Here is a 13,547-nt window from a genome sequence, read left to right on the forward strand (position 1 = left end):
CAAACAATGTCTCTTTTAAATGTTTTTTGATCATACATCACATGTTATTTTTAAATCTATTATTTATAATAGACAAATTGGACTATTTTTAGTCAATTTGGAGCGAAGTGTATGAAAGGTCAAAAAGTCGGCTATGTCCGAGTCAGCTCGGTTGAGCAAAATACTGGACGCCAACTTGAAGGCATCGAAATTGATAGGCTGTTCATAGACAAAGCTTCGGGTAAAAATACTGACCGCCCCAAATTTCAGGAAATGCTGAACTATGTTCGGGAAGGGGACATGGTGGTGGTACATTCGATGGATCGTTTTGCGCGAAGTCTCAAAGATCTGGTTGAAGAAGTAGATAAATTGGTTAAGCGGGGTATTGCAATTCAGTTCATTAAGGAAAAGATCACTTTTACTGCCCAAGCCACGCCGATGGATAACCTGATGTTGCAACTGATGGGGGCTTTTGCTCAGTTTGAGCGTGAGATTATTTTAGAACGGCAAAAAGAAGGCATTAAACTGGCAGCGGCTCAAGGTAAATATAAAGGTCGGGTCCATAAACTCAAACCTGATCAGGCGAATGCTTTACGTCAGGCTTGGGCAGAAGGGAAATATAGTTCGAAGGCTGCTTTGGGGAAGGCTTTTGGAATTAGCAGGCAGGCTGTTTATCGGTATTTAAAGATGGAATAAGACGTTAGGAATTTGAGATAGCTTTGAAATGAAGTTATCTCATATGTAGATGGTACTGTTGCAAATAGAAGTATTTAAGGAAGTTTTAAAGAGGCTACTTTGATATCTAGGATATTGCTAACTATTCAAGTTGACTTAATTTGTGTGATTTATAGAGGTTGCTAAATTAAAACAACCTCTATGAATCAGATATTTACTGATATATTTTTTAATTTAAACCTTAAACTTCTAATTTAAGTTTTAATCAAATAATTCTAATTTTATAAATTTTTTAATACCTTAGCTGGGACTCCACCCACAATTACATTTTGAGATACATCTTTCGTCACAACCGCCCCAGCCGCAATTACAGCACCATCATTGATGGTAACCCCAGACAATACTGTTGCATTTGCTCCAATCCAGACATTTTTTCCTATTCTGATAGGTGCTGGAATGACAGTACTACGGTTATTCGGGTCAAGGTCATGGTTAAGGGTAGCTAACACCACGTTATGTCCTATAAGACTTCCATCTCCAATTTCAATTCCACCTTGATCTTGAAAACTACAGCCAGCATTAATGAAGACATTTTTACCCACTGTAATATGTTGACCAAAATCGGTATGAAAAGGAGGAAATAAAGTGAAACTTTCATCTACTTCTTTATCAGTTAACTGAGAAAAGAGTGCTCTAATTTCTTCAGGGGAATGATACCTTCCATTTAATTCAGCTGTAATTCTTAACGCAGATTGAGATATTTCACACATAGTCTGGAAGGCTTCAGTTTTAGGGACTATTGGTTGACGATTTTTCAATAATGTTAAAAGTTGATGTGTTTCCATAAAATCCCTGCGAGAGTGAATTTGATATTTCTATAAAATTGAAATAAAAACAGGCAGCTAGAATGCGTATTTAGATTAACCTTTGGCTGCCTGTCCGTATGATGAATAGTCAAAACTAAGTCATAGATTTACTTAAGATTCGTTTTGAAAAACTGAGCGAATTTATCAAATGGAATGACCCCAGCCTGATTGTCATATAAATCAACGTGATTGGCATTTGGGATAATGAGCAATTCTTTATTTTTGCTACCAATAGCCTTATAAGCATCTTCTGCAAAATAGCGAGAATGCGCTTTCTCCCCAGTCACGATCAGGGTCGGGATTGTGATTTCACTCGCATAACTTAATAAAGGCATGTTCATAAATGATAAGGGCATAGTTGTGTTCCATGCACTCGTTGAGTTAATTGATCGTGGATGATAACCACGTGGTGTACGGTAATAATCAAAAAATTCTTTTAAGACTGGATGAGGATGATCGGGTAGCACTTCAGGTAATCCTCGATCTGCAGCCATGACATTGCCATCTTTATCAACGTAGATATCATGATTTGAACGGGCAATCGTTCCACTCTCGGCATCTTTCCAACGCTGGTCATTGATATATTTTAAGACAGCTCTACGATCTGCAGTTGAATAGCGATCTTTACCATCACCGACACCATGTCCCATGGCCCGACTCATGTCATACATCACACTGGTTGCAACCGCTTTGACACGTGTATCTGCTGCAACAGCGTTTAATGCCATTCCGCCTAAACCACAAATGCCTAATATGCCAATTCGATTTCGGTCAACTTCATGTTGCAAACCTAAAAAATCGACCGCAGCGCTAAAGTCTTCGGTATTAATATCAGGCGATGCGACATTGCGTGGTTGTCCTCCACTTTCTCCAGTATAGGATGGATCAAAAGCCAACGTGATAAATCCTTTCTCAGCAAGTGTTTGAGCATATAATCCACTCGATTGTTCTTTCACTGCACCAAATGGACCGCTAATTGCAATCGCTGAAAGTGGATGAGTACCACGGTTTTTAGGGAGATATAAATCGCCCACTAAAGTAATGCCATAGCGATTTTGAAAGGATACTTTTCGATGTTCTACTTTATGACTTTCTGGGAATGTCTTATCCCATTGGGTAATCATAGATACAGGTAAATTTGGATTGGTGTTTTGAGCCATAGTCATTGTTGTAACTCCTGACAATGCCGTTCCCAACATCAGGGAAGTGAAAATAGGTATAAATTTCTTTGAAATAGACTTCATCATTTAACTCCTTAAAGACAGAGTGTCAGCTCGTTTGTTGCTGATTTTCTAAACATGCAATTATTTTAATAAGAACTTATTGTGATGATTAGTTGCTATTTATAGATAATATTAATACCAAAATGATATAAATATTATTTAAAGTCTTTCTTAAGATCGGCCAATAATTTTTAGTGTTTGGGTAATAGTGAAATGCAGATTCGATATAGCTATAACGATTTACATGTTTTTATGTTGGTTGCTCGAGAGGGGAGCTTTACCAAAGCCGCAACAAAATTAGGTGTGGCGCAGTCAGGTGTAAGCCGTACAGTTCGAGAACTAGAAGAACATTTAGGATTACAACTTTTAACTCGTACCACCCGAAAACTTTCATTAACACAAGCTGGTGAACAACTTTATAGAACAACCCTTGAAAGTTTCCAGACCCTTGAAAATGGTCTTTCAATGCTTGCTCACTATCGGGAGACACCTTCTGGTACAGTTAGAATTAATGCTAGTCAACATGCCATTGAAAAAGTCTTGCTGCCCAAGTTAGCCGTCTTTAAGGAACGTTATCCAGATATCAAGCTCGAACTGATCAGTGAAAGTCGCTTTGTTGATATCATTACGGAACAATTTGATGCAGGAGTACGCTTAGGTGGTGAAGTCAGTGAGGGCATGATTGCTGTCAGAATTACTCCTGATATGGAAATGGTGGTTGTCGCAACCCCAGAACATTTTCGCCGCTATGGATTTCCTGAAACACCTAAAGATTTGAGTCTTCATCCTTGTATTTCCTATCAATTAGAGGATGGAAATACTTATCAGTGGGAATTTTGGATGAATAATAAACAGGTACTTCACAAACCTGAAGGGCAATGGGTGTTTTCAGATAGTTATATGGAAGTTGCAGCAGCAAGGATGGGGCTAGGTTTAGCATATGTACCAAAGGAATTAGTGACCGAAGACCTTGATCAAGGTAATCTCATTCAGGTATTAAAGCCATTCAGCCATCATTATGAAGGTCTATTTTTATATTATCCGCATAGAAATGTTTCACCAGCACTAAGGATGGTGGTTAATACACTAAAAATATAAGGCACTTCATTTGAGAATCTAAGGTTATTAAAAGATAAACTTTATTATCTAGAATTGAATAAAACAGGGGAGCCAAAACATCCTCTTTACATCCATTCTTCAACTCAAATAAAGCCTTTTTTAGACTCTATTTAACTTATGTTCACCTAAATCCTAGTTCACAATAAATTATTAAAATTTATAGTTTATTTTCAATAATTTATTTCGATAAATTATTTTACTTAAAAAACATGGTTCATGAACCTAAGCTTTTTATTAAAACTAAACTTAAAACCATAAGTTCTTTCATTCGATTGAAGCCTACTCTCGTTTATTGAGGAAAAAGCATCAAAAGATGCCTTTTTTCTCTTTTCCCTGAATTTATTCTGAAATTTTTACGACGACTTTACCTTTTGCTCGTCCAGTATTCACATATTGTAAAGCATCTTTAATCTCTGGAAATGTATATGACTTATCAACGATTGGATTTATTTTCCCAAACTCTACTAATTTTGAAATTTCAGATAGCTGTTGTCCATTCGGCTGCATAAACAAAAATGAGTAAGTCATTCCTCTCTTTTTAGCTTTTTTTCGGATTGACCAACTTAAAAGAGGAATAATACATTTCAATAACCAATTTGCATGAATTGCTTCTGCGAAATCACGATCAGGTGGACCAGAGATACTGATAATTCGACCACCACGTTTAAGAACATTTAGAGATTTCTCTAAAATTTTTCCACCTTGCGTATCTAAGACTACGTCATAGTCTTTAAGCTCTTGTTCAAAATCAGTTGTTTTGTAATCAATGATAATGTCTGCGCCTAATGCTTTGACCCATTGTGCATTTTTACCACTCGTGGTTGTCGCAACAGTGGCACCTAAGTGTTTCGCAAGCTGAATAGCAATTGATCCAACACCGCCAGAACCTGCATGAATAAGCACTTTTTGTCCTGCTTGAACTTTCGCAATTTCAACCAAGGCCTGCCATGCAGTCAATGAAACAAGAGGAAGAGAAGCTGCGAGTTCCATAGAAATATTTTGAGGTTTTAGAGCCAGCGAAGATTGCTGAACTACGGTATATTCAGCAAAAGCGCCATTTTGGTCAGTTTTGGCATACACGTCATCACCAGCTTTAAACTGTTTAACATTTGCGCCAACTTGAACAACTGTACCTGCAAAATCATTGCCTAAAATAAAAGGAAACTTTACAGGCTGAATTGCCTTAAATTCACCTTCTAAAACCCTTAAGTCCAGAGGATTAATACTTGCTGCATGTATTTGAACAAGTACATCATTTTCTGTAATCAGTGGTTTAGATTGTTCATCTAGTTGCACATCATCAATATTGCCGTAACGGTTAATGTAGGCTGCTTTCATATAAGACCTCAATTGGTTTGCTTTTTTTTTTAATGTTTTACACGTGTAAATCTACATTAAATTTTCAGACTAGGTTGCATATCAGACTCTTTAGTTAGTTAAAACTTAAAAGTGTATTCGAGTAATCAACAATGTTTATTTTTTTATCATAATCTAAAAAATTAGTAGTTACTACTAAAAAGATAGTGACTATTTGAAATTATTCCAGTATTGTTAGTATTAATTCGATAGTGACAATGATTTTTCCTATTGAAGAGTGCATAGACCAGCTCAACATATGAATGATTTTTAAAGTATGTGGTTCTTATTCTTAGGGTAGCGGTTTAGATATTAATCTTACTTTAGGTAATTAATCATGCGTGGCTTACTCAAAAAAAGTCTGATTTCAATAGCTTTAACTGTATCTAGTTCAATCTATGCCGATGTAAATACAGCTATGACTCAGAATTCAGGAGCGATTGTAATGGCGGAAAAACAATATCAATGGACAACTGTTCCAACTCAATTTATTTCAGCTGATGGCGTTAGCTTCGCATACCGAGAGTATGGTCAGCAAAATGGCGGTACACCTGTGATCTTCTTAAATCATTTAGCTGCTGTCTTAGACAATTGGGATCCACGAATCATTGATGGTATTGCAGCGAAACATCATGTCGTTATTTTTGATAATCGTGGTGTTGGTGCTTCTACTGGTGAGCCTGCAAAGTCCATTGAACAAATGGCAGATGATGCGATTACTTTTATTCAGGCGAAAGGGTTTAAACAAGTCGATTTATTCGGTTTTTCAATGGGTGGCATGATTTCGCAAGAGATTGTTTTGAAACAACCACAATTGATCCGAAAAATGATTTTATCGGGAACTGGACCTGCTGGCGGAACTGGAATTAGTACAGTGGGTCGAGTTTCAAATTGGGATTTAGTTCGTGGTATGGCGACTCGTCAAGACCCTAAAGTTTACTTATTTTTTACTCGTACAGAGAATGGCAAAGCTGCTGCAAAAGAATTTGTGCAACGTATAAATGAACGTACTGAAAATCGCGATAAAGAAATAACGATTTCTGCATATCGTGCCCAGCTTAAAGCATTAAAAAAATGGGGAAATAAGAAACCAGCCGATCTTTCTATCATTCAACAGCCAGTATTGGTGGCGAATGGTGATCATGATCGTATGGTTCCAACAGTGAATACCTACGACTTGGCAAAACGCCTTCCAAATAGCGCACTCATCATTTATCCAGATGCAGGACATGGTGGAATCTTTCAGTTTCATGATGATTTCGTCAAACAATCGCTCACTTTTTTAGCTAAATAAAATTAGACCCAACCAAATATTTAAAAATTAGGACAATCAAGATGACCGCGATTACACATCAAACCGCTGAAACACAATTTATAGAAGTAGATGGAGCAACTTTTGCCTATCGTCGATGGGGTAATGTAAATACAGAGCAACCACCTTTATTTTTTCTTCAACATTTCCGTGGTGGTTTAGACAATTGGGATCCATTCATTACAGATGGATTAGCAGCTGGTCGAGAAGTCATTTTGTTCAATGGTCGTGGTGTCGCTTCATCTACAGGGCAACCACGAACTCGCATTGAAGATATGGCTGATGATGCTGCCGTAGTGATTCGAGCTTTAGGTTTGAAACAAGTTGATTTACTAGGCTTCTCTTTAGGAGGATTTCAGGCACAGGATTTAGTTCGTCGTCATCCTGAACTGGTCAGAAAATTAATGCTTTTGGGTACAGGACCACGAGGTGGAAAACCACGCGGTGATGATCCAGATGTACCAGCTTTAGTCTTGAAGCATGCCACCAGTGCTGTGCCTTCTGAAGAGGATTTTCTGTTTTTATTTTTTGGTCGATCAAAAGCCGCAATTCAAGCAGGTCGTGATTTTTGGCAACGTCGCCATCAACGTAAAGATCAAGATCCAGCAAGTTCAGTCGATGTGATGCAGGCCCAGATTGAAGCTAATATGCACTTTTTACCGAAGCTTGATGAAAAGAATCCATTTGTACATTTACGTGAGATTAAACAGCCGACTTTTATTCTTAATGGTGTGGATGATGTGATGATTCCGACCATCAATGCCTATCACATGGCACTAAATATTCCAAATGCACAGCTATTCATTTACCCAGATGCAGGGCATGGCGCACAGTTTCAGTATCCAGAACGCTTCGTGAAGCATGCCATACAGTTTCTAGATGAGTAATTGATAAGAATTTCCTTAGTGTTTTTATATATTGATGAACTGAGAACTAAAATGATGAAATTTAAATTACTACTGTGGATGTTGACTAAGCTGTTACAACGAGCTGTGAAAACCAATCCAAAATGTGCTGCATACGTGAAAGATAAAAATGTCACATTCCAAATCCAAACGGCAGGTGGTGAAGGGCGTTATTTTGAAGTCAAAAATAGTAAGATAAAGTCTCATGCTGGACGAACCAAATCCCCAAGTTTTACATTCACTTTTAAGAATGGCAGTACAGGTTTTGCTGTGCTATCCGCTAAAGATAGTGTCAATACGTTTCTCACTGCTCTTAGAACACAGGATCTCGTGATTACTGGAAACTTTTTAGATGTCATGTGGTTTCAAAGTTTAGTGGACTTTATTCAACCTCATTCTCAATCATCTTCCACTGTGTGAGCGAAGCCCATGACTCATTTGCAATTAAAAACGAATCTCCTCAATCAGTCTTTAACGTTACCGAATGGTGTGGTGATTCCAAATCGTTTGGCCAAAGCAGCAACCAGTGAAACCTTAGCCACCTATTCCAATAATCCAACTGAAAAACATGTTCGTCTATACCAGCGTTGGGCGGCATTTGGAATTGGTATGATTATCACGGGTAACATTATGATCGACCGACGTGCCTTAGGTGAGCCAGGGAACGTCGTTGTTGAAGATGAACGTGATTTCGCTGTTTTACAGAAATGGGCGAAAAGTGTTACCGAACAAGGTTCACAATTGTGGGCGCAACTCAACCATCCGGGGAAACAATCACCAAAAGGCTTAAATATCCGTAATATTTCTGCATCGGCTGTGCCATTTGGGGCTGAAATGCAATCTTTATTTGCAACCCCAGATGAAGCGACTCATGATGAAATCATAGAGATTATTCAACGCTTTGGTCGTAGTGCTGCAATATGTAAAAAGGCAGGATTTAGTGGTGTTGAAATCCATGCTGCACATGGATATTTGATTAATCAATTTTTATCTCCATTACATAATTTAAGAAAGGACGAGTGGGGTGGTACACCTGAAAAGCGTCGTAAATTTCTAATGGAAGTTTATAAAGAGATTCGCAAACAAGTCGGTACAGATTTTCCAATCGCAATTAAGCTCAACTCGGCAGATTTTCAAAAAGGTGGGTTTACGGAAGAAGATTCATTAGAAGTCATTAAAGTGTTAGCAGCCGCAGGGATTGATCTGATTGAAATTTCAGGTGGGACTTATGAGTCTGGTGTAGCTAAAGCGCCACAAAAACCTTCAACGATTATACGCGAAGCATTTTTTATTGAGTTTGCAGAAAAAGTGAGAAACCATGTAAAAACCCCACTAATGGTTACAGGTGGTTTTAGAACTGTAGAAGGTATGAACCAAGCGCTGGAATCCAATGCATTTGATATAGTCGGGATTGCAAGACTTATGGCAATTGATCCTGATGCTCCCAAATATTTGTTAGCAGGAACCAATAGCAAACAAAATGTTCAACCGATTAAAACAGGAATTAAAAAAATCGACAGTCTTGGGATTATGGAGGTGCTTTGGTACACTCAACAGCTTAATCGTATTGCTCAAGGTAAAACACCAAAACCTAAAGAAAGCGGTTTATGGGCATTTATTAAGTCTGTTTTACGTAGTGGTTGGGGAACATATGCGACCCAGCGTACCCGGATAAAATCATAAACCCATTCGTTGAAGCTATAAAAAAGCACTCATTCTGGGTACTTTTTAGCTTTATTCACCTCGTTGGCGAATAGGTCGTGTACCAATTTCGGCTCCTGTCACTTGATCAATCACAATAGGCTTAATTTCAGTACCATTTTCAGCATCAAGAAACGTTACCATTTCTTCAGGATGTTCATAAGGTTTGTATTTACGCCCCCATGCACCAATCACAAATAATACAGGGAGAAAATCCTGACCAGCTTGAGTTAATACATATTCTTCACGAGGAGGATGTTCTGAATATTGTCTTTTTTCAAGTAATCCTTCATCAACTAAAACAGACAAGCGTCTAGTTAACATTGTCGGAGCAATGCCTAAATTTTTACGAAATTGGTCAAATCGAGTAAAACCTGCATGTGCATCTCGTAATATCAGCATACTCCAAGCATCACCTAAAACAGACAAACTTCTGGCAATTGGGCAGATTTCAAGACTGGTATTTGTAGTCATAGGGAATTAACAAACTGAAAAGTAACTACTATAATAATAGTAACATACTCTGACTTATTCAACTATGCTTTGCTTTTTAAAGAAGAGCTATTCATCAATCTGCTTTTTCTTTTAAAGATACGATGATTATTGGTACAGCAGGTTATACCGCTATGCTTTGTGTTATGGCTTTACAAAAGCATGGCATCAAACCAAGTGATGGAAAAATTTTAGTAACTGGAGCAAATGGTGGGGTGGGTAGTATTGCGATTATTATTTTGAACCATCTTGGTTATGAGATCACAGCTTCAACTGGTCGCCCCCAAGAATCAGAATATTTAACCTATTTAGGTGCGAGTGAAATTATTGATCGTGCTGAATTAGCTTCACAAGGAAAGCCTCTAAATAAGGAATAAGGAAATTTGGGCAGGTGTGATTGATACTGTTGGAAGCAATACTCTAGTCAATGCATGTGCTAGTACAAAATATCGAGGTGCAGTTGCTGCGTGTGGTTTGGCAGGCGGAATGGATTTTCCAGCGACAGTTGCTCCATTTATTCTAAGAGGGATTACATTATATGGAGTTGATAGTGTGATAGCACCAATCGAGTTAAGAAAAGAAGCTTGGGAACGTTTAGCTAAAGAATTAGATAAAACAAAATTGGAAACAATAACGACTGAAATTCAGATAACAGATGCTTTAAAAATTTCAAATGAAATTTTAGACGGCAAAGTTCGAGGTAGAGTTGTTGTACAGATATAATTCAACAAAATGAGTTGTTGTCGTAAATACTTTTTGAGTTTCGAGAAATTCTAGTATGAAGCGATAAAAGCCTTTTTCTATAAGGCTTTTATCGCTTTTAACTTATAATTTTCTCAGAGTCAGCTTCCTCAAATATCGTTACTTTTACGGCTATACCTATTTGTAGCGATCAAAATTAAAAATTTTCTGACAATTTGTCACCTAATAGAGCAACAGTTAATCCAACCAGCATAACTACTGTTCCAGCTAGTTTGATCAAGGAAACTGGACGTTCAGTAGCTCCCAACAATCCAAAATGATCAATCATTAAAGAGGAGAGAATTTGCCCAGCAATTGCTAGTCCCAGTAAAGCAGACAATCCGATTCTTGGCGCAAGAATGACATAGCTCAGCAAGGCACACGAACCTAGAATTCCACCTAAAAGACTCCACCACGGCTGAGTCGGAATAGCAATTAGTGAAGGAATTATCCCACCCCGAACCAAAGAATAAACTCCAAGACATACCGCACCAACAGTAAATGAAAATAGTGCAGCAGCCACAGAATCTCCACCAACTCCTTTAGCCAGTTGACCATTCAATGTAGTTTGTAGAGTAATTCCTAATCCTGCTGCAAAGGCCATTAAATAATAGATAACATTCATACTGTTTGTCCTCTTTTATATCATTTACTAAAGAGGCAGAAATGTCTCAGCAAAAATGTCTGGAGTATAACCAGCGGTAGCAAAAAGATGCTGGCGAGATTCATCAATTGCTGCACGTAGTCGTTCACTATCTACACCTAATACCTTACCGTCACGCTTCACAATGCGCCCAGCAATCATCACAGTATCAATATTACTGCGCTCGGTTGCATGAACTACAGTGCCAAAAGCATTGCCCGACGGATAAAGATTAATATCATCTGTTCTAATCAATATTAGATCAGCCTGTTTTCCAATGGATAGGCTGCCAATTTTTTCTTGTAGACCTGCACAAGTAGCACCATCAGTCGTCGCAGCTTTTAGAAGGTTTTGAGCATGAAGCGTCACTGGCGAATGTGCTGAACCACAATATTTGTTCTGATGCATACCGATTACACGTTGTAAATAAAATGCTACACGCATTTCCATAAACATATCACCACTGTAAGAGGTTTCATTATCTACACTTAAACCAGGTCTAATACCGTGACGTAGAGCTGATTGCATGGCGAACATACCATCTTCGATGCCATAGTGGGCATCTGATCTTGGGCATACGTTTACTCGTACTCCAGACTCGTGCAAAATTTCCCATCCAGCGTCTGGCAGTGAAGTACAGTGATTAAAGATATTATCTGGACCCAGTAAACCTTGTTGATGCAAACCCTCTAGTTCAGCAGCCATTTCCCCACCAAAAAATTCAGTAATAATTGGCAATCCTAATCTGCGTGCCTCCGCCCACAATTCAGGCTCAAGCTGGGCCATTGCAGCGAGTGATACCAAATTGTTTTCTTTATTTTGAAAATATTTATTTTGTAGGCGTTCGAGATTGCTAGGCCAGTTGTCTTTATCCCAATCTCCCGAGACTGGTGCACCAGAAGCGTGTACAGCCCGAATACTGGCATCTAGCAAGGCTTCAACAGCTGCATCAGAGTGAGCGGCAGTACGGCTATTATGCGAGTTATCTATCACTGTTGTGATACCTGCATCTATACACCCGAGAGCTGTAAGTAAATTACCGATGTATATATCTTTAGGTCGATAGTACTTGGCAAAAGAATAGTGCGTCGCGTTACAATAATCTTCTAACGTTTCTGCATTTGGATTAATTCGTCGTAGTTGCCCTTCCCATGAATGTCGATGTGTATCCACCATACCCGGCATCACAATCATATTGGAAGCATCAATAACAGCAGCACCATCCGCTTCAATATTTTCACCAATGGCTGTAATCATGCTGTTCTCGATAAGAATATCTCCCCGAACCATGTTCCCAATCGTGCTGTCCATACTCAGGATAGTGGCTCTACGAATAAGCGTTTTACTTGTGGAGGATTTTGTCAATTGCACAATGTTTCTGTTGTAATCAGTCATATTCATTTCAACTTCAAAAAAGAATAGTGAAAATCTAAGTGAAGCGATAATGCTGAAAAAGCTAGTTAAACTGTTTTTATTATTCAGTAAAAGCGAATAATCTAAGAACATGCGGATAGTATTGGGATAAAGGAATGAGATTGGATCGTATTCAAGCAATGCAGATTTTTGTTCGGGTAGCAGAAGCTGAAAGCTTTGTACATGCAGCTGAAACGCTTTCACTTCCAGCATCTACAGTAACTAACACAATTAAAAATCTTGAAAAGTATTTACAAGTACGTTTGTTGAACAGGACAACTAGACGGGTAAACCTAACACCTGAGGGGGTACAGTATTTAATACAGTGCAAGGAAATACTTGATCTTATTGAGCATACTGAATCAAGCCTAACAGATACAATGCAACAACCACAGGGACAGTTACGAGTTGATATGCCTGCGGGTATAGCTCATTCAATCATCATGCCCAATCTTAAAGAGTTTCAAAAACGCTATCCAGACATCTATCTAATGATTGGTGTCAGCGATAGGCAAGTAGACTTGATCAAGGATGGGGTTGACTGTGTAATTCGAATGGGAAGCTTGAAAAGTTCCTCACTAGTAGCTCGTCCTCTTGGAAAGTTTCGCTGGGTGACGTGCGCCTCACCTGAATATTTGCAAAAGTATGGAACTCCACAAACTCTTGAAGATCTAGTATTTCATAAGGCGATTCATTATTTTTCAGACCATAATAGAAATACATGTGAAATGAACTTTGTGGATGATGTCGAAAAAAAAATAGTAAAAATGAATACTGATATAGCTGTCAATGAGACTGAGCTTTATATAAAATTGTGTCTTGATGGGTATGGAATAGCACAACTTGCAGAAAAACTTGTGTTAGAACATCTGAAAGAAGGGAGATTAATTGCTGTATTGCAAAACTGGTGCCCGTTGCCAGTCACAGTAACTTTACTATACCCACATCAACGTTTTCTTTCACCAGCAATCCGCGTATTCTCAGATTGGGTCGCAGAACTAATAAGGGACAGCCAAATATAACTATACTGATTATGAAGGCTTCGTTCGATCGTGAATAACTTTGATAAAGTCGAAGATTTTTTAAATAAAAAAATGGCTGAAACTTTGTAACTTACAACAA

Annotated in this window: 13 protein-coding genes and 1 pseudogene; 8 read left to right on the forward strand and 6 right to left on the reverse strand. The window is 38.3% G+C overall.

Features of this window, described 5'->3' with window-relative positions; translation table 11 throughout:
• Positions 1 to 111 precede the first annotated feature (111 nt).
• Positions 112 to 675, forward strand: a complete 564-nt coding sequence (locus P255_RS13920; protein ID WP_023274460.1) for a recombinase family protein — start codon at positions 112 to 114, stop codon at positions 673 to 675.
• A gap of 260 nt (positions 676 to 935) precedes the next feature.
• Here the strand turns inward: P255_RS13920 and P255_RS13925 are convergent, their stop codons facing one another.
• Complete coding sequence (locus P255_RS13925; RefSeq protein WP_023274461.1) at positions 936 to 1,499, reverse strand: DapH/DapD/GlmU-related protein; 564 nt, start codon at positions 1,497 to 1,499, stop codon at positions 936 to 938.
• A gap of 128 nt (positions 1,500 to 1,627) precedes the next feature.
• On the reverse strand, positions 1,628 to 2,686 hold the full coding sequence (locus P255_RS13930; RefSeq protein WP_023274462.1) for an alpha/beta hydrolase: 1,059 nt from the start codon (positions 2,684 to 2,686) through the stop codon (positions 1,628 to 1,630).
• A gap of 270 nt (positions 2,687 to 2,956) precedes the next feature.
• Between P255_RS13930 and P255_RS13935 the strand changes: the two genes are divergently transcribed.
• Positions 2,957 to 3,841, forward strand: coding sequence for a LysR family transcriptional regulator (locus tag P255_RS13935; protein WP_023274463.1), 885 nt, complete (start codon positions 2,957 to 2,959; stop codon positions 3,839 to 3,841).
• Between the two features lie 360 nt (positions 3,842 to 4,201).
• On the opposite strand, the gene P255_RS13940 is transcribed toward P255_RS13935, so the two are convergent.
• Positions 4,202 to 5,200: an NADP-dependent oxidoreductase gene (locus tag P255_RS13940; RefSeq protein ID WP_004898334.1), complete on the reverse strand. Its 999-nt coding sequence runs from the start codon at positions 5,198 to 5,200 to the stop codon at positions 4,202 to 4,204.
• Between the two features lie 436 nt (positions 5,201 to 5,636).
• Here P255_RS13940 and P255_RS13945 point away from each other — a divergent pair, with 436 nt between their 5' ends.
• Genes P255_RS13945 through P255_RS13960 form a run of 4 tightly spaced genes read left to right on the forward strand, consistent with a single transcriptional unit; the run spans position 5,637 to position 9,118 of the window.
• The gene (locus tag P255_RS13945) at positions 5,637 to 6,512 is read left to right on the forward strand and encodes an alpha/beta fold hydrolase (protein WP_228130674.1); all 876 of its coding nucleotides are present in this window, start codon (positions 5,637 to 5,639) and stop codon (positions 6,510 to 6,512) included.
• A gap of 41 nt (positions 6,513 to 6,553) precedes the next feature.
• On the forward strand, positions 6,554 to 7,417 hold the full coding sequence (locus P255_RS13950) for an alpha/beta fold hydrolase (RefSeq protein WP_023274465.1): 864 nt from the start codon (positions 6,554 to 6,556) through the stop codon (positions 7,415 to 7,417).
• A gap of 51 nt (positions 7,418 to 7,468) precedes the next feature.
• Positions 7,469 to 7,855: a hypothetical protein gene (locus P255_RS13955; protein WP_004898339.1), complete on the forward strand. Its 387-nt coding sequence runs from the start codon at positions 7,469 to 7,471 to the stop codon at positions 7,853 to 7,855.
• Positions 7,856 to 7,864: 9 nt separating this feature from the next.
• Positions 7,865 to 9,118, forward strand: coding sequence for an NADH:flavin oxidoreductase/NADH oxidase family protein (locus P255_RS13960; RefSeq protein ID WP_004898341.1), 1,254 nt, complete (start codon positions 7,865 to 7,867; stop codon positions 9,116 to 9,118).
• A 51-nt stretch (positions 9,119 to 9,169) separates the two neighbouring features.
• On the opposite strand, the gene P255_RS13965 is transcribed toward P255_RS13960, so the two are convergent.
• Positions 9,170 to 9,610 carry a winged helix-turn-helix transcriptional regulator gene (locus tag P255_RS13965; RefSeq protein ID WP_004898343.1) on the reverse strand — a complete coding sequence of 147 codons (441 nt, stop codon included), beginning with the start codon at positions 9,608 to 9,610 and terminating at the stop codon, positions 9,170 to 9,172.
• Between the two features lie 98 nt (positions 9,611 to 9,708).
• Between P255_RS13965 and P255_RS13970 the strand changes: the two are divergent.
• Positions 9,709 to 10,351, forward strand: a pseudogene (locus tag P255_RS13970) (zinc-binding dehydrogenase); the annotation flags it as partial.
• 175 nt (positions 10,352 to 10,526) lie between these two features.
• Here P255_RS13970 and P255_RS13975 read toward each other — a convergent pair.
• Positions 10,527 to 10,994, reverse strand: coding sequence for a DMT family transporter (locus P255_RS13975; RefSeq protein WP_004898349.1), 468 nt, complete (start codon positions 10,992 to 10,994; stop codon positions 10,527 to 10,529).
• 27 nt (positions 10,995 to 11,021) lie between these two features.
• Positions 11,022 to 12,407 carry an amidohydrolase family protein gene (locus P255_RS13980; protein WP_035365722.1) on the reverse strand — a complete coding sequence of 462 codons (1,386 nt, stop codon included), beginning with the start codon at positions 12,405 to 12,407 and terminating at the stop codon, positions 11,022 to 11,024.
• A gap of 134 nt (positions 12,408 to 12,541) precedes the next feature.
• Between P255_RS13980 and P255_RS13985 the strand changes: the two genes are divergently transcribed.
• A complete protein-coding gene (locus P255_RS13985) occupies positions 12,542 to 13,447 on the forward strand; it encodes a LysR family transcriptional regulator (protein WP_004898355.1) in 906 nt (301 codons plus the stop codon).
• Positions 13,448 to 13,547: the final 100 nt, after the last annotated feature.

The organism is Acinetobacter brisouii CIP 110357 (genome assembly GCF_000488275.1).
Classification (GTDB): Bacteria; Pseudomonadota; Gammaproteobacteria; order Pseudomonadales; family Moraxellaceae; genus Acinetobacter; species Acinetobacter brisouii.